Below are 19,350 nucleotides of genomic sequence, written 5' to 3'. Positions count from 1 at the left end.
AGCTGTACGTCGGCCTCTCCGTCCTGTCTCAAGTCGGGTGTCAACGACTCACGACCATGAACACGCCGGTCCTCGGTCTCGGTTCCGCTGGCGTGCCTGTTCCAGCTCCGCTTGCGTAGGTCAAGCGCGGTGCGGCCAGGAGCGGGCCAGCAGCGGTTCAAGCCGGTACTTCCCATCCGCGTCAATGTCGAACACACCGAGAGCTTGCAGGCATGCCACCGCAGTGTCCGGGTCGTCGACCGCCATCGATGCAGCCGTAACGAGGTCGGCGAGGGTGACACTGGCGCTGTCGACGAGAGTGAGCATCGATGCGAATGCCTTGACCAACTCCTCGTCAGCGGCGACGCCGACCGCGTCAACGAACGCTGCCGCGCCAGCTGGTGACGCCAACTCGTCGGCGAGGGCGGCCAACGCTTGACCCTCGTCGTTGCCGGCCGCGACCCGTGCCGCGGCCTGTTCGACGAGTATCGGCCAACCACCGGTGACCTCCAGCAGCCGTTCCAGCCTTTCCTGCACGCTGAACTTTTCACTCGCCAGCGCCCACACGCTCAGGGTCTTTCGGTCGTAGCGGCGCAAGGTGACTGCGCCGAGCGCCGGAGTGTGACCTGCTTGGCGCACCACCGTCCGCCACAAGCTCATCTGCTGCAGCCCCGCGATGATAACGGCCGAGCGCGTTACCCCAGGTCGTTGCGGACGCTGCTCGAGCGCTGCGGTCAGCGCGGCGATGCACGCCTCGTCGCGTGGAGCGAGGGCGACGAGGTCGGTAAGCACGACGCGGCGCTGACCGGGCTGGCCGGCAACGAGCTCTTCCTCGAACTGCCTGCGGCTGGTGATCGCCGGGACGGTAAACCTGTTACCCACGTCGGCGGCCAGGCGCACGGCTTGAGCAACGTCGTCGATTCCCGTTGCGGGTGAGCCGAGGATGACGCGGACCTGGTTTGCGTGGTCGCCGAGTACGTCGTCGATCTGTGCCGCGGTCAGCGGCGAGCGCCGCCCGTCAGGCAGCTCCGGGCGGGTCTCCAGTGCAATGAACTCGTCAGGCACTGATAGGGTCGCCGCCCCGACGAGCTGGGTGATCACGTCGTCCTTCGACCCGATCATGAGCAACACGTTCGGGCTGCGCAGGTGCCAGCCCCGGCCGTCGTTGTTCGGGGCGAGCACGCCGAGACCGACCATCTCCTGCAGGTACGCGCGGAACCCCTCCACATCGAGGGTCGCGAAACCGGCTTCCCACCAGCCCAAGCACTCCTCGCGAAGTTCCACATCGGACAGTCGTGCGTCTAGGCCGGACTCATGCGCGTGATGGGCAAGAACGTTCGCGATCACGTTGTACCGCGGGTCGAGGTGCAGCGTGTCATGGAACGCGGCGCTAATGTCCGCCTTGAGGTCGACATCGCTCTCGACGGTGACGACATCGGTGTAAGTGATCACGTATGGCGGCTCGACGTTGGCGACGTCGGCGGCTCGGCGGGTGTGCATCGTGGCCACCAGGCGCCAGCCGAACATCTGGAGGAGGAATGGCTGGTAAGAGCAGTACCCGAGGACGCGGTTGACCAGGTCGTCGTCTGCGAACCGGTACCCGAGCGAATGCAGCGGACGGGTGAGCAGATTCGCGGCCCATTGCGGCCGGAGCGGCCCGATGACGGTGGGGCGTTGCGCGAGGTGACTGAATGGGCCGTTGCGGGCGCTCTTGGCGTAGCGTTGCACCGAGTGCAGCCCGGCGAAGACGACTTTGATGCGGCCGTCGGTGGTCAGGCCCAGTTCCTTGAGCCGGTTGGTCTGGAAGAATTCTGGCGCATCTGATTCGAAGAACCGGTCGGTCTCGTCCAGGAGGATGAGCATCCGTCGGCGGGAATCTTCGGCGAGCCAACGAAGCAACCCGGTGCGGACCTGCTCGTGGGGGTTGTTGTGGCTGGGCTGTCGTCGCGGTGGGGTGATGACACCGTGGTGTGCGAGATCGCGCAGCAGCGCGTCCCAGATCGCCTCCGGTCCGATCGCGGACCCGGCGCGGATGCCAACGGTGTCGAGGCTGAGATATAGGACGACCCGCTCGCCGGGTACGCCCTGTGTTTCGAACAGATGCCCCGCGCTGCGCAACAGCGCGGATTTGCCGAGCCCCCGGCCACCGTAGAGCAACTGGGTGCCGTCCGGGTCGAGCACGCTCTTTCGTTCGGCGTCGCGGCCGTAGAACATTTCCTCGGCTACCAGCCCGCGCTTCTTGCTGACGTACGGGTTCACGTTACTGAACGGCAAAAGCACGCTCATCGTGGCGTCGATCTGTCGGTTGCCGTGTGCGGCCAGGTAGGCGAGGGCTGCGTCGTCGAGGACCACAACCGGTGCGGTGCGGTTGCCCATGACAGCGTGTTGGGCGAGTTCCCGGCGACTCTGTGCGCTCATCGTGCCGAAGTAGGCGACAAGCAGGCTGTCGCCGGAGTTGTCCTGGTCGGCGTAGCTGAGCAGTAGCTGCGCGCTCGGCTGGCCCCAAGCGAGCAGTACGCGCAGGCGGCCCCCGAGCTTGCTGCCGAATGCCGGGACAAGCGCTTTGCCACTGATGGTCACGTCCATGACGTCGAGAAAGCGCCGATCATGGCCGCGAGGCAGACCGTCAAGTTGGTGGATGCGATTGCCCTCGATGCCAACAACGCGGAGTGCTGGCAGCAGCAGGTCGCGTTCGCTGATCTGGCCAGGGTGTATCGCCACCACGGGCGGATGGCTGAGGCACGTGACCACCTCCATCTGGCGCTGGGGGCTCACCGGGAAGCGAAGCATCGTCAGTTCGAGGCGGGCACGCTTGAAGCCCTGGTCGTCGTTTGCGCACGGCTCGGCGAGTTCGCGGAGGCGCTCCAGCATGCCGATCGGGCGGTCCAGCTGTGCGCCGGACGCGATCCATATCAGGAGGGTGTGTTGCGGGTGGAACTGGCTGAGGTGCTGGCGGTGCTCGGTCGCCTGGACGAGGCGCTGGCCAGCTTCCGGCTGGGGCTCGTTCTGTTCCGCCAGACCGGGAACGCGGATGGGGAAAGCCATGCCCTCGCTGGCATCGGTGATGTGCACCGGCGGATGGGCCGGTATGCCGAGGCGCTGGAAAGTCTGAATCAGGCGCAGTCGGTCGCCACGTCGAACCGTCAGCTCGTGCGGGAGGGCCGGTCCCGGCTCCGGCTCGGCGAGCTGTACCGCGAATTGGGGTTGCTCGACGACGCGCTGACAAACCTATAGGAGGCGCAGCGGATCAGGCGGACCACCGGTGGGCCGGTCGCGGAGAGCGAGGTACTGATCGAGCTGGGCGTGGCCTACCGCGACCTCGGCAGTCTCGCCATGGCCTACGACCTTCTGGAGCAAGGGCGCAGACTGGCGGTCAGGCGGGGCGAGCGGTACTACGAGGCGCGCTCCCTCCACGAACTCCCCGAGTTGCACCGGTGCGCGGGGCGAGCCGAACTCGCGCGGAGCCATTGGCGGCAGGCACACGAGTTGTTCGTGCAACTCGGCACTCCGCAGGCCGAAGGAATCCTCCCGCTCATCGAGCCGCTGTCAGTCAAATGACCTCTGTTTTAGTTTGAGCATTATTCAAAACGGGAGACGAGCAGTCATGGCGCTGCTTGACCAACAGCGGAGAAACCCACGTGAACACAAGGAAACTCCCGGACCCGCCGGGAACCAAGATCGGCAGCGCCGGAAGGTGCTTTCCGCCGGGGCCCGAGTTACGCGATGAGGTCGCGCATCTGGGCGTCTCAGGGGCGCCCAGTTCCTCGAACAGGTCGTACGCCCGCCGCCGCTGGCTCTCCGCCAGCGCGGACCGGCCGGCGCGGTCGTGCAACTCCCCCAGTTCAGAGAGCGCACGAGCCTCCTGGTACCGCTGGTTGCGGCTGATGGCCAACCGCAGACCCTGGTCGAGAAGATCGTGGGCGGTCTGCAGGTTGCCGGTGTCCCGGTGCGTCGCACCGAAATCAATCAACGCCTCGCAGACGAGTGCCTGGTCCCGGGTCAGGCGCCCTACCCTGAGCGCCTCAGCGAAGTTCTCCAGCGCTTGGCGATGGCGGCCCAGATCTCGGTACACCTTGCCGAGGCGATGCCGCGGAACCGCCAGCCGCCCGATCAGTTGCTCTTCCGTGGTCAGGGTCAGCGCGGCTTCCAGGTATTGGATTGCCTCGGAGTAGTGGCCCAGCCGCCGACAGACGTCGCCGATACCGGCGAGTGCATAGATGCTCCCGTCCCAGTCGCCAATCTGGCCGGACAAATCGAGCCCACGCCGGAGATGGTTCAGCGCCAGGTCGTAGTGGCCGAGCACGCCCAGCACGTAGCCGCCCATGGCGCGTATCACGCATTCGGCGTGGGGATCGTGCCCGATGGCCAGCTCAAGTGCGCTGCGACCGTACTTGCGTGATACCGAGAAGTCGCCCACCTGGTAGCTGAGCATCGCCAGCAACAGAAGCGTGTCGATCTCGAACGAGCGGTGTCCCGCGTCGCGGCGGAAGTCCCGCGCCAGCCGCAGCTGCTCGCGGGCGTCCTTGACACGTCCATGGTTGAGGTACGCCCTGGCCAGCTGGTTCCGGGTGAGCACGGCGCCGACCGAGTCGTCCGCGGCCACGGCCGCCGCGAGTGCTGCCTCGTTGACGCGCACCCAGTCGTAATCTGCTTCACCGCAGCCGTAGAGATCCAAGTACTTCCGCAACGTCCGGGTCAGCTGCCACGCATGTACCGGCCATCCCTGTTCGGCCGCGAGGGTTCCAGCCGTGACGAGGTTCGCGCGGTTGCCGTCGAGCCATTGCTTCGCGCCCTCCCGGTCCTTCAGCTCGGGCAGGTACTTGGGCTCCGCACCCACGAGCTCCAAGGGCTCCTGGTACGAGTGGATCAGTTGGGTCGCGCGGGCCGCCGCATGCAGGTAGAAGTCGAGCAGGCGGGTCAGCGCTGTCCGGCGCGACGACTCCGACTCGCCGTCCATGACCAAACTGCGCGCATACTCCGCAACCAGGTTGTGCAACCGGTAGCGCTGCTCGGTCACCTGGATCACCAAGTGCTCGTCCACGAGGCGGTCCAGCACCTGCGCTTCACCGGGGGCGAGCCCGGCCAGCGTCGCGGCGGAGTCGGCGGTGAAGTCGTCGCCGGGATGCAGTCCGAGCAACCGGAACATCCGCTGCTCAATGGGGCACAGTGCCTGGTAGGAAAGGTCGAACACGGCGCGCAGTCGCCGGCTCCCCGCGGCCAGTTCACTCAGTCGATTCTCGGCCTGCGCGAGCCGGTCGGCCAGCGCGGCGAACGTCCATGCCGACCGGGACTGCAAGCGCCGGGCGACGAGCGCGACGGCCAGCGGCAGCCGGCCGCACAGTTCCACCACCCGGGCGGCCGCCACCGGTTCCGCATCCACCCGGCTGGCCCCTACCACCCGGATCAGCAGCTCCCGCGCTTCTTCGGTGGTAAACACGTCCAGCGACAGCGTGCGGGAGCCGTCAAGAGCCATCGCGCGGCGGCTCGTGATCAGCACCGCGTTCCTTGATCCGGTGGGCAGCAGTGGCAGCACCTGGTCCTCGCTCGCCGCGTTGTCCAGCAGCACCAACACGTTCTTGTCGTACATACGATCGCGATACATGGCGGCTCGCTCGTCGAGGCCAGGCGGGATCTGGTCGCTGGGGACGCCGAACAGGCGCAGGAACGAGGCCAACACGGCCGCCGGATCGGCGGGTGGTTTGGTCGAGTACCCCCGCAGATCCACATAGAGCTGGGCGTCGGAGTAATGGCCGGCGGCGAGCAGCCGGTGCGCGAGATGCACGGCGAGCCGGGTCTTGCCGACGCCGCCCATCCCCTCGATCATCGTGAGCGCGGGCAGGTCGCCTTCCGGGGAGGACCGCAATTCCCGCAGCTGTTCGGTACGGCCACTGAAGTCGACGATGTCGGGTGGCAGCTGGCGATGGGCGGCGACGGGAGCGCAATCCGGCCGGGACACCTCCTGGCGGAGCACGCGCTGGTAGGCGGTGGTCAGCTCGACCCCGGGATCCGCGCCGAGTTCGTCCGCCAGCCTCCGGCGCAGCGAGTCGAAGACATTCAGCGCGGCGGCCTGCTGGCCACTGCCGGCCAGCGCGATCATCAGCTGCGCGTGCACCGCTTCGTGCACGGGGTCGAGCTCGGCCAGTTGCTGCAGCAGTGGCAGGACGTCGTGGTAGCGCCCCACTTCACTTGCGATCTCGGCGTACTCCACCACGACCTGCCGGTGTTCGCGGACGAGCGCGACAACCATTGGATGTGACTGCAGCGCGGACAGCTCGGCGAGCGGCTCGCCCCGCCACAGCGCCACCGCCTCGGCGAACAGACGGCAGGCTTCGTTCGGCTCGCCCTCCTCCCGCATGCACCGCGCCTGCGCAACGAGCTGGTGGAAAGTGAGCAGGTCATGCTGGCCGTCGGTCACCGTCAATTGGTAACCACCGCCACTGGCGACCAGCACTCCCGACGAGTCGGAGTCCGGTCCGTCGGGCTGCAGCCGCCGGCGCAGCCGGGAAACTTGCGAGTGCAGTGAGTCGATCGCGCGGTCGGCGGGGTGGTCGCCCCACACCACGTCGAGGAGGGCGTTACGGCTCACCGGGAGGTTCGGCGACAAGGCCAACAGTCCGAGAATGGCACTTTGCTTCTCCGATCCCAGATCAACCGGCTCGCCGCGCACGACCACGCGCAACGGCCCGAGCACCTCGATCCGCACGCCGACGGCGGAGCCCTCATTCGCTTCGCGAGTCAGCTCGGCGAGCTCGGCCCGCGCCAGCTCCAGCGCCGCGCCAAGCCGGCGCAAGGTCGAGCCGCGCGGCCGCAGGACCCGCCCCTGCTCGATATCGCGCAGGGCTCCCACACTCAGCCCAGCCAGCTCCGCCGCTTCCTGCTGGGTCAGCCCGGCGCTGCGCCGAAATCGCCGGACACGTGCGCCCAGTTGGCCCTGATCGCCTGTATTCACAACAGTTCCCAACCCAGAACAGTTCCGGCGACGAGGCCGTAGTTGCCCTGCGGGTGGATGGAAGTCACAGGAGCCCCTGGGCGGCGAGGCGCTGGGCACGGACTTCAGCGAGAGCGCTGTAGCGCATGGTGAAGGTCACTGGCACGGCGAAGGCGGCGATCTTGATGATAACCGTGGCGACGCTCGCGTGCGGTGCGAAAGCGAGCAGCATCGTCAGCGCGATCGCCTCCACGGTGAAGCTCGTGGCCCAGACCGTGGTGATCACGACGTTGGTCCGGCGGAACAGCGGGTGGTCCCAGGCTTCGCGTTCGACCACGCGCTTCGCGATGCCGAGGGTGAACGGCGCGCCGACGGCGAGCGAGCCCCAGGCCGTCAGTGCCAGCCAGGCCGAGGCCAGCCCGACCAGGATGGTGCGCAGTGGCGATGACGGGTCCGCGAACGCGAAGATGGTGATCGCGGCGAAGTAGATGATGCTGCTCATCTCGATCACCAGTGAGTCCAATGGGTTGCGCTTGATGCGCTCGACCACGAACAAGATGGTGGCCAGTCCAAGACCGATCAGCCCGGCGTAGCGCCAGTCGAGCTGCGTGCCGGCCACGGCGAAGACGATCCAGGGCAGGAAGGTCAACAGAAATTTCACGAGTTCTCCCAGGGCGACGTTCCAACGACGACAGGTCAAAACTAGAAGTTCCAAGGTAGACATGTCAAGTCTGGAATGTAAGATGTGAGCATGAGCCTCAGACACTCGCTGCTTGGCCTGCTCAGCGACGAACCGGGCTGCGGCTGGGACCTGATCCGGTGTTCGACCTTTCACTGGCCAACGTCTGGCCGCCCACGCAGAGCCAGGTCTACACCGAGCTGGGCAAACTCGCCGAGGCCTAGCTCATCACCATCAGCGCCGAGGGACCACGCAGCCGCAAGGAATACGCCATCACCGACGCGGGCCGCGCCGAGCTGCGCCGCTGGCTGCTCGAACCGCCCAACCCCAAGGCCCGACGCGACGACCTGCCGCTACGCGTCGCCTTCCTCGGTGCTGTCGAGCCGGAAGAGGGCCGCCAAATCCTCGCCAACACCCGTGACATGGCCCGTGAACGGCACAAAGAGCTGCGAAAGCTGCAACGGAGCATCAACTGGGGCGACGACGCCGGATCTGGTTGTCCACCTCGTCGTTCAGCACTGCGCGGACATCGTCGGAGCCGACCAGCGACTCGTCGCCGTCGGCGAGTCCGGTGAGCACGTTCAATGGGAGGGACGCATTGATCGGCAGGCCGGGGTTGAGCGCGAGCACCACGCCGGGGTTCGGCCAGAACCGGGCCAGTGTCGCGAAGTCTCCCTTGTGGTACTCGCGGACCCGCTCACCGAGCACAGTGGACATTCCGGCGAGTGAGGTGAAGGCGAGCACGTGATCGAACTCCAGCCCCAGTTCCCGCGCCAGTTCGGTCCTGGCGTCGTCTTCTTCGGGCGGCACCGGCAGAAACAGCTCGGCCGACAACACCTTCCGTGCGTACTCACGCGTGTCTCCCGCATTCACCGCGAGCGCGAGGTCACGCTCGATCTCGTTGGCCGGCTTCCATCCACTGTCCACTCGCTGCGACCGTTCTGGAGTACCTTTTGGTCGAGACTTTAGAGCTTGTTCCTAAACCTGTCGGCCAGGCGGCCCCAAGGAGGCCCCGCCGGCCACCTCGAAAGGGACTTCACCGGTGCTGTCCAACAAGCACCGGGACGGTCAGTCCAAAACCGACAGTGAGCTACGCGCGGAACGGCGCCAAGCGCGACTCGCGGAGCGCAGCGAGCGGCCCACCTCGGAATTCGCCACGGGCGCACCGACCGGCACCGCACCGGTGCTGGCAGGACGATTCGCTCCGGCGCCAGACGAAACCGCGGCTCCGATCACCCTGCCTGGTCGCGGAACGCCCGAGGCCGCCGACCACCACGCGGCGTCACAGGTCCAGGCGGACCGGACCACCCGAGCTCCGCAGCAACCCGCACCCGAATCGTCCACTTGGGAGGTTGAGACGCCCGGCGGACCGGTTGTGGCCGGCGGCCCCGGCCCGAGATCCTATCTTCCCGAGCAATCCAAAGCGCTCGGTGGGCACTGAATTCGGATCGAATTTCCGCGGCGCCTGGCGTTTCACGCGTTCCGTCCATTCGGAAGACCCATCGCATACTGCAAAACAGACGTCAGTAGGGCACGCGTGATATTCTGGATAACATCACGATCTGATCACGAACGCTACGTACTGGGGAACTGAACGCCTGCCCAGTGGATCGGAACAATCATGCGATTCAAAATCAAACCAACATTACGCCGGGTGTGCGCGGCGGCCATTTCCGTGCCCTTCGTCCTGGTGCCGTTGAATGCATCGGCCGCCGACTTCGGTCATGAACATCAGGCCCAGCAGACGTCGTCGCGAAAACCGTATGCGCCCACGATGCTGATTCTCGACGCGTCCGGTTCCATGGGCCAGCGCGATGCGAACGGCACACGCATGGACGCCGCGAAACGCGCGGTGAACACGGTTGTCGACGCCATGCCGGACGCCGCGCAGGTCGGCATGGCCGTGTATGGAACCAGTACCGGCTCGAGCGATGCGGAGAAAGCCGCGGGTTGCCAGGATGTGAAGGTCCTGCAGCCGCCGGGACCGGTCAACAAGACCGGCATCAAGAATGCCGTGACAGGAATCACGGCACGTGGTTACACGCCGATAGGCCGCGCGTTGCAGGTGGCGGCCGACGCGCTGCCCAGGGAGGGGCCGCGCTCCATTGTTCTGGTTTCCGACGGTGTCGACACCTGTGCTCCGCCTGATCCGTGCGAGACGGCAAAGAATTTGTCGGGACAAGGTCTTGATCTCGTTGTGCACGCTGTCGGGCTTGGCGTCGATGAGCAGGCACGCGGGCAACTCACCTGCATCGCGAACAGCACCGGCGGCACCTATACCGACGCGCCGGACTCCAAAACCCTCGAGCAGGTTCTGCCACGAGTGACAGCGAGTGCGCTACGCAACTACGAACCTGCCGGCATCCCGGTAACAGGTAGCAGTGGTCCTTCGAACGCGCCGCAACTGCAGGCAGGGCAATATCTCGACACCATAGCGCCTGACCAGGAACGGTACTACTCCGTAAACCTTCCCAAGGGATCGACACTGCACTTCAGCGCGACCACTCCGGGCCAACGAGGAGTCCACGGCACGGTGGAAGCGCTCCACCTCGCACTGTTCGACTCGGCTGGAGAGCAGTGTTCCGGTGATGACACGCGAGTAAGCGAGAACGCCTCAGACGCGGCGCCGCTCACCGCCGTCAAGACCTTCGACACCAGCGACCCAGATCTGTCCACACAGTGCCAGGAGTCAGGCAGGTACGTATTGTCCGTCAAGCGGGGAAGCGATGGACAACCGATCACTCTTCCACTCGAACTCGTCGTTGGCTTCGAACCGCCGGTCGATGCGGCCAGTCTGCCCGGCCCCACGACCACAGTCGCACATTATGTCGACCCCGGTGGCCAGCCATCTTCGGTTGTCGGTGGCGCCACCTTCGGCACAGCCGCGGCGCTGCCCGGCGCCGGGCACTATACGGACGCGATTCAGTTCGGTGAATATGTCTTCTACAAGGTTCACGTCGAATGGGGACAGGCTCTGGTGGCGAGGGTTCACTATGGCGGAATCAGCGACGAGTCCGTCATAGCGGCCATGAACTCCACGGTCTACTCACCAGACCGACAAACCGTCAGCCGAGACAACGCGGTGTACGGCGGCCACGAAGTGGTCTTGCCGTCCGACAGCAGTTCTGGCAAACCGGTTCCGGTCGAATATCGAAACCGTGAGGACTCCGCTGCGGAGATCGCCAGTCAAAGTCTGGCCGGCGACTACTATATCGGGGTGAATCTCGGAAAGGACGACGGGGACCCGGACCACTCGTTCGGAAACGTCGTCCCGCTGACCCTGGACATATCATTGACCGGACAGTCGCACGACGGTCCGCAGTATCAAACCGCACCGAATGGCCAGGCAGGGAGCGTACCCAGCGCCGGCGACACGGGTACCAAGGGCAAGGGCACCCAGTCGCCTGTCGTGGCGAACCGTGCCGACTCCTCGTTCCCGGCTTACCTCTGGATCATCGGCGCTGTCGTGCTCATTGCGATTGTCGCGACTGTCTCCATCGTGCTGGCACGTCGGCGCACTCGCATCGCGCGGAATAATACCTATAACCCGTATCTCTAGATTCGCTGCTATCTGGCGGTAGCCGGTCTGCGACAGAGTCGTCGAACGCCGTTCGCCGGCCCACGACGACACGAAGACCTCCGGTTGGCATGGCGATTGTCAGGAGACAACCCCCGTACCACACCGGAGGTCTTCCTTATTCAGGTACCGGTTGTGTAATACGCACAACGCACAACCCGCACTACTCCCGCACCAGAGCGTGAATGCACGGTTTCCGCGGACCTTTTCATAACAGCAAGATGCCAGCGGAGGCCTGCACAATCAAACTCAGAAACCTCCCCTAGCGGGTGGTCCCCCAGAAGTCAGGGACGCGGGCCCCCAGTCCCTTCCCCGCGTCCCTGACTACCTTCTCATTACCTGGACGGAGCGCGGCCACCTCTCGGACACCCGACGGCAATGGTGACTGGATCTACTGCCGACCTCTAAACTGCGGATGGTTGACCGAGGAGGCCAACGCGAACGTCTGGCCTGTTGTGATCTGGACAAGTCGAAGTGGAAGCACTGCAACCTCGGCATGATGGCCGTCGTGCTTCTGGCGGGCGCCGATGGGACCTCCTTTCTGCGGGAATTGTTCTTCGACGCGAGTATGCCCGTGTGCACCACTCGTCGATGAAAGCGGCCCGGATTTCGCACCTGTCGTCATCGGCGACTTTCGGCCACTGTGGAATTGTCCGGATTCGGCTCGGTCAGGGGCCTGATGGTCGCAGTCGCGTTCAATCTGAATTGCCGGGCGGGCGTGGTACCGGCGTGCCCGCCGACAGGCGGTGTCCGTAGTATTCTTGGCATGGATTTCCTGACGTTGCGAAATGCCTCAGACACGTTGCTCGACGCGGAACACCGCTCGGAGTGGCCTGCGGCGGAAGCGGTACTACGTCAGGCAGCCGTGGCGGCCTATGGCGAACTCGTCGACGTCATCGCGATTGGCGGCCAGGATGCGGCGGCCCGCGCAGGGATGCTGCTCGGATTCGAGACGATGACCAAGAAGATCCGCGACCGGGTTCTGAGCCTGCGGTCACCGGATGCCGATGAACGGCGCAGATCCGTTTTCGCACTCGGATATACCGGTCCCGAACCGTTTCTGCCCTTCGTGCGCGTCCTGACCACGCTGCTGGCCGACCCCGACCCGGAGGTGCAGCGGGAGACGGTCACGGTGCTGATCAACCTGGGCCGTGACACCGTGCCCGTGCTGCAACAGGTGCGGCGGTCGCCTGTGCCGGAGCGGCGCGCCGCGCTGACCGCGCTCGCCGGGATCGGGTGGGACACGATCGATCCCGCCGATCGGCGGGCGCTGGAACGGCTGGTCGCCCACAAACAGGCGTCCGAGGTTCCGGAGTCGATCGAACCCGATGGGGAGTGGTACGCGGTCCGCACCAGCGACCGCCAGACAGTGCTGGACGCATTCGATCTGTCTGACCCGGTGCCGATCACAATGCGCGCTGGTGCTGCGCTCGTCCGGCCCCGGGAGCATCCGTGGCGTCGGAGCTGGGGGCCGCACAGTGACCACGAGTGGTGCGCCAAGGTTTTCGTGTCACCGGTCCTGGATGGGTGGACGCTCGTGTTCGGTACGCCGGTCGCCCAAAACGAGCTCGCCGCGCACCGCTCGGGCGAAGCCGATAAATCTGGCGATGAGTCATCGGCGTACCCGCACGAGGTTTGGCAGCATCGCTGTATCGAACTGAGCAGGCGACTGGGTTCCGCCGTGTACTGGTACGTGAACATGACATCCGAGGATTGGACAGCCTGGTGCCTGGCCGAGAACGGCACACTGGTGCGTTACTACCACCACAGCCTCGATGAGGGCGAGGTCGAAGCAGGAGACCCGCTTCCCGCTGAGACCGGGCTCCGCCCGCACACCGGTGGTGGGATCTTCGATGTGCTCGACAAATATGCACCGCCTGATCTCGCGCGGGACATCCGGGCGACCATGTACAGCATCAAGGACGACGACGCCTGGAGCGAGCGGGGCGACGAAGTCATGGTCCGTCTCGCCAAACTGGGCATCGAAGTGCCCGATCTGCGCAATGCCACGGTTGTCGCCCGGCACACTTCCATCGACCTCGGGCAACTCGGCCCCGCAACGAGTGTCGCCGGACATGGCCTGCTGGCGCTCACCGCATGCGGCCGCCTCAACGGCCACAGCGGCGCGTTCACGCTGTAGTGGAGGTGAAGCGGGTACGAGAAAGCCAACCAGAGGACAGAATGTTCGGAATGTTGGGGCCAACGTCCATCAAGAGAACCGGATTCAAGGGCGACGTGATAGTGAGGTCACTGATCTTGTTTTGCCCACACAATTCCTCCCATTTCTGGTTGATCACTGGACGACGCTCGACAGCACGTCCTCTTCGCTCGACGCCTATTACAGGCACTTCATCACTACTACAAGACGTTCCGCTCTCCTGGCACGCGTCCGGTACTCTGCGGCTCGCGGATTAGCCACTCGCCGGCCTCCCCGGTGGGTCCCGTTCCAATTCACGGGAACCCGTATCACGCCGAAGAGTTCTCCTGTTCCATTGCAGAGCCCAAACCAAGCTCGCGCCATCTTCATGCCGGGCACCGCCAGAGCATAGACAGGTTTCCCTCTGGGTTATGTCAGGACAGCATTTAAGGCCCTGATTTTGATGCCACCTGGCTTAATGACACGTCGTCAACGGTTCACTCTCGTTCGCCTTCTTGGCTCATACCTGCCGCCTCTCACGACGGCTTTTCCACGCACGCTCACCATCACGACTCATTCACCACAGCAGTTCGTGGTGAAACCGCACGGTCACTGCAATCATTCTGCCTTCTACAACATAACCACAACCAGCTCCCTTCAGGACACACTAATGCGCAGAATCGTTCAATGGAGCGCTAAAGACCGAACGAGTCTACCGCACACAATACCCTACCAGGGAAGCATGCGCAGACCGACATCACCCGGTATATCGAATTTCCGTACAATCGGATACGACCCCACTCGACAATTGGCTATCGCACGCCGAAATGAGGTAGAATCCGAATGGATCGAGCAGAGTAAGACAGCCTAAAAAAATCTAATTCTCACTGTCCGAAAACTTTCTGGCCCCTCACACTCTGCTCACTCGGGTGTGTTCGCGGGCGCTCGTCCGGTGGGACATTCGGCGATGATTTCCATGCTTTCGGAACCGTCGATCAGTAAGACGCAGGGAACCAGGTCGCCGCTCGTATCGGGAGAGGTGGGCACCCAGTCCTTAATCTCCTCACTCCAGCCCGAACTCGCGCCCGCTATGCAGATATGGTCCGGGCTGATCAGCCCCACGACCAGCTTGTCCTCGCCCACATGCCTGGCGGCGCGCTCGTGGAAGTCGTCCAGCACGATCGCGGACCCGGCACACAGGTTGTCGTCGCCGCGCTCCAGCGTGAGCAGGAGCCCCTTCTCCTCGACCGTATATCCCGTAAAGGAGAGTCCGCGTTTGAGGTTGCCGCATGCTTCGTCCGCCAGCTCCACGAACTCGTCCTCGCTCATCTCCTCAAACGTGTCTCGCAGCATGTGAGACATGCCAATTCGGCCGGTGGGCGTGATCGTTGTCATGGCGAACCCGAGGTATAGCCTGCCGTCCACCAGCGGCAGGGAAGCGTAGAGTTTCAACGGACCGTCGTAGGTGTGGAGGATGGGCAGCCATTCACCATCCTCTTCGGCCTTCAAGACCATCTTCTCACAACGCTCCAGTTCCAGCCGCGTCACCTTGCCCGCGAATTCGAGGGCCTCGCTCCAGTCATCGCCCTCGGGACGAGCAAACTGATGAGTGTGCTCGGCGATGCCGTACGCGTCGTGGTAGTCGCCCTGCCACTCGTACAAGTCGCCGATGACCGGCGCGCATAGGCTGGCGACTGCGGGGTCGCTGAGCACGCGTTTGGGAAGAGCGACCAAGAAAGGCTGTAGTTCACGAAGCACACGGCCTGCATCCCCAGAATCTGATCGCAGCTGCGCGAGCAATTCAGTCGCGCGCGCGTCGTAACCGGTGGCGATCATCGACACGGTGTCGTCGAGCATGCGGAACGCCAGCGATCGGTCCCGATGCGGCGGACCGTCGCGGTAGGAACGGAAGGGCCCATCGGTGACAGCCTGGAAATCGAACTTTGCCCGGTTGCGCTGGATTTCCACCCCGCGTTCACCGTTGTCGGCGTTGGAACGCTGGTAGAGCGTGCGGTAATACGCCGACAAAGCGGGCAAGTCATCGGGGTCCACTACGCCGTCCGGGCCCGGACCGAAGTGGGTGTGCGTCGCGCCGGTTCCGATGCGGTAGCCCGCCGGCGAGGACATGTCGCTGGCGTCGAACACCACCACCCTGCCCAAGCCGGGGAGACGGCCTTCCCGGTTCGCACGCCCCGCCGCCTGTTGCAGGGATTCCGCCGGAGCCATCGCCCGATACACCGCCGGGAAATCCACGTCTACACCAGCCTCAATGAGCTGCGTCGACACCAGGCGGACACGCTGCTTACGCCGCAACCTCTCCCGGACCTGTTTCAACACTTTGCCACGGTGCGAGCGCACATCCGGGTGGACAAATGCCACGCACAGTCGGGGTCTCGTGCCGCCCAGTCCCGGTAAACCGCACGTGCGTCCGCGATCGTGTTGACCACGACCAGAACCTGCTCGTATTCGGCTGCCGACTCCGCCACCTCGGCCAAGGTCGGTTTCGGCTCCAGCCACCACTCATACTCAACACGACGCAGCTGCTTAAACAGCGTGACCGGGTCAGCGACGACCTCGGTCACGTTCAGGTCCTGCCACACCTGCAAATGTTCGAACGTGGGCTGCGTAGCCGATGTGAGCAGCACCGTCGTCCCGAACTGCTCGGAGAGCACCCGAAGCGCGTTCAGAATAGGCACCAACACCCGTAGCGGCAGCGCTTGCACCTCGTCCAGAATCACCACTGCGTTGGCCAGACGATGGACCTTGCGCATCTGTGACGGCTTACGCCCGAATAGCGAGTCGAACAGTTGCACCGTGGTCGTGACAATGAACGGGCTGTCCCAGTTCTCCGCAGCAGCCTTCCACCGGCGCCCCTTAGAGCCTGTTCCTAAACCTGATCTTGGTTGGGTGTGTCTGCGCTGGTCGTGAAGGAACTCCTGGTAGAGCAGTCGGTGTCGAATCGCCGCTGTACCAGGAGTTCGGGTGCTATCTTGCCGTATCACACCTGTTGATGTCGCCTCGGGGAAGGCGTGTTGCCGTCTGGCACCGTTTCACCGGCGCGTGAGTTCGCCGCGGCCGCGGCGGTATCCCTCCGACACCACCGATGCGCAGTGGGCGGTGATCGATCGGTTGTTGCCGGTTCCGGCGTGGCTTGCCGGGGCTGGAGGACGACCGGAGGTCCGCTGCCGACGCGCCATCGTGGACGCGATCTTCTACCTGGTGGACAACGGCAACAAGTGGCGCGCGCTGCCCGCGGACTTCCCGCCATGGTCGACCGTCTACAACTACCTCGCGACCTGGGAGAAGGCCGGTGTTGACCAGAATATTTTGGTGATCGACTCGGCGTCGGTGAAGGCCGCCGAGACCGTCGGCAAGCCCAGTCGGGGTTATGACGCGGGCAAGAAGATCAATGGCCGCAAGCGGCATATCGCCGTGGACACTCTCGGTCTGCTGTTGTGTGTCCTGGTGACCGCCGCCTCGGTCCAGGACCGCGACGGCGCCAAGCCTCTGCTTGAATTACTGGCCGCCACCTGCCGCCGCGTACGCCACATCTGGGCCGACGGTGGTTACGCCGGCAAGCTCGTCGCGTGGACCCGCCAGCGCTGCAAGATCGCGCTCGAGATCGTCAAACGATCCGACGACGTCACCGGATTCGTCGTCCTGCCCAAGCGATGGGTGGTCGAACGAACACTGGCCTGGATCGCCAGACACCGCCGCTGCGTTCGCGACTACGAACGCCTACCCGAGCACCACGAAACCATGGTCCGCTGGAGCATGATCCGAACCACCAGCCGCCGCCTCACCAAAACGAACCAGGTTTGGGAACAAGCTCTTACGAGGTCTGGTCCCCAAGACCGCCGCGAGTTGACCAACCGCATGATCGGAGAGCTAAACGAAAGAAGCCCCCGACCTGGGTGCTGTACCCCACGTCAGGAGGCTTCTACATGACCGTTGGGACGACAGGCTCCCTGACGCCAGCCTCGATGTCCGTGAACGTCCGCGCCATCCCGTGCCGGTCCGGCGGGTGCGCCTCGGGCGATGTCCAGCAGCACGTCAGCAGGGATGTGGGCCCCGCAACTGCCGCGTCGCTCGTGCGTCTTTCGGGTAACCAATGGAGGAGGGCTGGGGTGGTGGCGAGGACCAATTTACGTGTGGGGGCCGGCGTCGTGGTCGCCGTGGTAGTGGCGTGCGTCTTGTGGCCGTTTTGGCTGCATTTCGCGGGTCTGGTGGCGTACCGGGCACCATACGGGCTCTGGCTATGCCAGATCGAGAACGGCGGCGTCATCGGCGATCCGTTCGTGACCATCAGTCAACTTGCCCTGAAGTTCGTACTGCTGCCCCCAAGCTTCGCCGTCGTGGCGCTCGTCGCGATGGGAGTGTGGCGGCGCGGCTGGAAGATGTGGCTCTGGTTCGCCGCTGCCCTGGCACTAGCCGCCTTGGCAACCTGGGGTTACGTAACTGCGATCGATGCCACGCTGTACCCAGTCGATTACGTAACGGAATGCTCATGACCAACTGGGACAACGTAGTGGGCCAACTCGGCTACGAACACCTGCGACGACACGACCTACGCCACACCGGCCTGACCTGGATGGCCGATGCTGGGGGCCCGTGCATCACCTTCGCAAGATCGCCGGGCACGGTTCGTTGACCACGACGCAGCGCTACCTCCACCCGGACCGTCAGTCCGTGAACGACGCGGGCGAGTTGCTCACCAAACACCTGCGGTCCCCACGTGGGCCCCAGCTGCGGGCCGTCTGATGAGCGCTCGTCTCACAGCGTCTCACGGGGTCTGGTCCCCAAATGGTCCCCAAGGGCCTCACGAAACGATCATGAACAAGATCGACACCAAAACGAAGAAGAGCCTCCTGACCTGGGCTGATACCCACGTCAGGAGACCCCTTCCCGACCGTCGGGACGACAGGATTTGAACCTGCGACCCCTTGACCCCCAGAATGGTCCAAATAATCCGTTGACCAGCGGAAACAGAGAAACCCTGCATAAAACGGGTCCGTTCGTGTCGGTTCACCGCAGTTCACGTCACCAACTGGACATTCGACTCTCCCAATTTTCTCCCTCTCCCAAATGCGCAGGTTCGCCCAATAAGCCGCCCCCCACTAATCAAGGGAAGGGTGGAGTTCGGGCCGTCCCTCGGCGCGGCGTTGGTCGTTGACATTGGCTAGCCACTCGCGCGTCAAGTCGACGAGCTCCTCGATCGCGTCTGTCATGCCGGGGTCGTTGCCAGGCGACCACTCCCGACGCGCAGCCCACAGCAACGGACCGAGAATGACGGCAATCTCCTGCGCTATCTGAGGTTCCGGGAAGTCACTCACAGAAAACATGCGCTCGCCGCTTTCTTGGTGCCTGCGGATCCCGTCCTTGAGGTGCTCGTCCGTAACAGTGACACGGATCTGCTCGATCACCCAGCGAGCCGGGCCCGAATCCCAGAACATCATATGCTCGCGCTCGTCAGCACGCCCAGTGTGAAGAACGAAAACCCAGGACATATCACTCCAGAATAAACACTCGTGGCGCGAACTGTGCAATATATTCTCTTATTAGGGTCTGTTGCCCGGCGGTCAGGTCACCGAGTTCGATCGGAATGAAATCCGCCTTGTTCAGGTGTCTCACGATGGCACGCTGAACCGATCTTTCAGCTTAACCGAGTTCGGGAGTACGCGGCGAGGTTCTCCTTCAGGGCGGCGCCCGCATCGTCGGACCCGATCGCGCACGCAGCAATTATATCACCAAATTAACACGCGATACGATATTTGAACAGTGAGGTGATCTCAACGATTTTTAGGTGAGTCGGCCGTGTTCGTAGTGGGTGAGGACGAGGGCGGCTTTGACGATGTTGCCGATCTTGCTGGGGTGGGCGGTGGTGTGGTGGAGGGCGCGCCAGCGGCCGGTGAGGACGGCGAAGCCGCGTTCGCCCAGGCAGCGCAGTCCGCGGAGGAGGGCGTTGTAGGTCCGGTTGTCCACGTCGAGTACCTGGTTGCCGGCGGGTTGTTTGATCGGGGTGCGCACGCCGATCCCCGCGCCTTCGTAGC

The 19,350-nt window shown here is 64.3% G+C and carries 15 protein-coding genes and 1 pseudogene; 8 read left to right on the top strand and 8 right to left on the bottom strand.

Annotated elements, in window-relative coordinates; translation table 11 throughout:
• Nucleotides 1-120 precede the first annotated feature (120 nt).
• A complete protein-coding gene (locus A3CU_RS47625) occupies nucleotides 121-2,565 on the bottom strand; it encodes an ATP-binding protein (protein ID WP_052372491.1) in 2,445 nt (814 codons plus the stop codon).
• Between the two features lie 48 nt (nucleotides 2,566-2,613).
• Here A3CU_RS47625 and A3CU_RS50185 point away from each other — a divergent pair, with 48 nt between their 5' ends.
• A complete protein-coding gene (locus A3CU_RS50185) occupies nucleotides 2,614-3,213 on the top strand; it encodes a tetratricopeptide repeat protein (RefSeq protein WP_169739719.1) in 600 nt (199 codons plus the stop codon).
• Nucleotides 3,214-3,282: 69 nt separating this feature from the next.
• A complete protein-coding gene (locus A3CU_RS0131185) occupies nucleotides 3,283-3,537 on the top strand; it encodes a hypothetical protein (protein ID WP_027945566.1) in 255 nt (84 codons plus the stop codon).
• On the opposite strand, the gene A3CU_RS47620 is transcribed toward A3CU_RS0131185, so the two are convergent.
• Both A3CU_RS47620 and A3CU_RS0131175 read right to left on the bottom strand, forming a co-directional pair.
• The gene (locus A3CU_RS47620) at nucleotides 3,530-6,928 is read right to left on the bottom strand and encodes a BTAD domain-containing putative transcriptional regulator (protein ID WP_084144021.1); all 3,399 of its coding nucleotides are present in this window, start codon (nucleotides 6,926-6,928) and stop codon (nucleotides 3,530-3,532) included. The two genes, A3CU_RS0131185 and A3CU_RS47620, sit on opposite strands and share 8 nt — an antisense overlap.
• 64 nt (nucleotides 6,929-6,992) lie before the next feature.
• A complete protein-coding gene (locus A3CU_RS0131175; protein WP_027945565.1) occupies nucleotides 6,993-7,568 on the bottom strand; it encodes a hypothetical protein in 576 nt (191 codons plus the stop codon).
• A 245-nt stretch (nucleotides 7,569-7,813) separates the two neighbouring features.
• On the opposite strand from A3CU_RS0131175, the gene A3CU_RS55820 reads away from it, so the two are divergent.
• The gene (locus tag A3CU_RS55820; RefSeq protein WP_156960660.1) at nucleotides 7,814-8,161 is read left to right on the top strand and encodes a hypothetical protein; all 348 of its coding nucleotides are present in this window, start codon (nucleotides 7,814-7,816) and stop codon (nucleotides 8,159-8,161) included.
• Here the strand turns inward: A3CU_RS55820 and A3CU_RS0131160 are convergent.
• On the bottom strand, nucleotides 8,055-8,513 hold the full coding sequence (locus tag A3CU_RS0131160; RefSeq protein ID WP_027945564.1) for an SseB family protein: 459 nt from the start codon (nucleotides 8,511-8,513) through the stop codon (nucleotides 8,055-8,057). The two genes, A3CU_RS55820 and A3CU_RS0131160, sit on opposite strands and share 107 nt — an antisense overlap.
• 694 nt (nucleotides 8,514-9,207) lie before the next feature.
• Between A3CU_RS0131160 and A3CU_RS47610 the strand changes: the two genes are divergently transcribed.
• Together A3CU_RS47610 and A3CU_RS0131140 are read left to right on the top strand one after the other, a co-directional pair.
• Nucleotides 9,208-11,145 (top strand): vWA domain-containing protein, encoded by a 1,938-nt coding sequence (locus A3CU_RS47610; protein WP_052372488.1) that lies wholly within the window; start codon nucleotides 9,208-9,210, stop codon nucleotides 11,143-11,145.
• 661 nt (nucleotides 11,146-11,806) lie between these two features.
• The gene (locus A3CU_RS0131140; protein ID WP_156960656.1) at nucleotides 11,807-13,303 is read left to right on the top strand and encodes a HEAT repeat domain-containing protein; all 1,497 of its coding nucleotides are present in this window, start codon (nucleotides 11,807-11,809) and stop codon (nucleotides 13,301-13,303) included.
• Nucleotides 13,304-14,221: 918 nt separating this feature from the next.
• Here A3CU_RS0131140 and A3CU_RS50180 read toward each other — a convergent pair.
• Both A3CU_RS50180 and A3CU_RS50175 read right to left on the bottom strand, forming a co-directional pair.
• Nucleotides 14,222-15,637, bottom strand: a complete 1,416-nt coding sequence (locus A3CU_RS50180; RefSeq protein WP_156960655.1) for a hypothetical protein — start codon at nucleotides 15,635-15,637, stop codon at nucleotides 14,222-14,224.
• Complete coding sequence (locus A3CU_RS50175) at nucleotides 15,631-16,071, bottom strand: hypothetical protein (RefSeq protein WP_156960654.1); 441 nt, start codon at nucleotides 16,069-16,071, stop codon at nucleotides 15,631-15,633. The genes A3CU_RS50180 and A3CU_RS50175 overlap by 7 nt, the downstream gene beginning before the upstream one ends.
• A 268-nt stretch (nucleotides 16,072-16,339) precedes the next feature.
• Here A3CU_RS50175 and A3CU_RS47595 point away from each other — a divergent pair.
• From A3CU_RS47595 to A3CU_RS54795, 3 genes and pseudogenes are all read left to right on the top strand, one after another.
• Nucleotides 16,340-17,101 (top strand): annotated as a pseudogene (locus A3CU_RS47595) (IS5 family transposase); the annotation flags it as partial.
• A gap of 326 nt (nucleotides 17,102-17,427) precedes the next feature.
• Entirely contained in the window at nucleotides 17,428-17,811 is a 384-nt protein-coding gene (locus tag A3CU_RS0131120) for a hypothetical protein (protein ID WP_156960653.1), read from the top strand.
• A 100-nt stretch (nucleotides 17,812-17,911) separates the two neighbouring features.
• Nucleotides 17,912-18,061, top strand: a complete 150-nt coding sequence (locus tag A3CU_RS54795) for a hypothetical protein (RefSeq protein ID WP_245617438.1) — start codon at nucleotides 17,912-17,914, stop codon at nucleotides 18,059-18,061.
• A gap of 356 nt (nucleotides 18,062-18,417) precedes the next feature.
• Here A3CU_RS54795 and A3CU_RS0131105 read toward each other — a convergent pair whose 3' ends face one another.
• Nucleotides 18,418-18,807, bottom strand: coding sequence for a hypothetical protein (locus A3CU_RS0131105; RefSeq protein ID WP_027945558.1), 390 nt, complete (start codon nucleotides 18,805-18,807; stop codon nucleotides 18,418-18,420).
• 292 nt (nucleotides 18,808-19,099) lie between these two features.
• Nucleotides 19,100-19,350 (bottom strand): transposase family protein (locus tag A3CU_RS0131100; protein WP_027945362.1); only part of this gene is annotated, 251 nt, incomplete at its 5' end.

The organism is Amycolatopsis taiwanensis DSM 45107 (genome assembly GCF_000519205.1).
Classification (GTDB): domain Bacteria; phylum Actinomycetota; class Actinomycetes; order Mycobacteriales; family Pseudonocardiaceae; genus Amycolatopsis_E; species Amycolatopsis_E taiwanensis.
This window is presented reverse-complemented; position numbering and strand designations above follow the sequence as displayed.

Coding starts and splice junctions, on each gene's coding strand:
- A3CU_RS47625 (WP_052372491.1), bottom strand. CDS start 2,565: ATGGACGTGACCATCAGTGGCAAAGCGCTTGTCCCGGCATTCGGCAGC.
- A3CU_RS47610 (WP_052372488.1), top strand. CDS start 9,208: ATGCGATTCAAAATCAAACCAACATTACGCCGGGTGTGCGCGGCGGCC.
- A3CU_RS50175 (WP_156960654.1), bottom strand. CDS start 16,071: ATGCGCAAGGTCCATCGTCTGGCCAACGCAGTGGTGATTCTGGACGAG.
- A3CU_RS0131105 (WP_027945558.1), bottom strand. CDS start 18,807: ATGTCCTGGGTTTTCGTTCTTCACACTGGGCGTGCTGACGAGCGCGAG.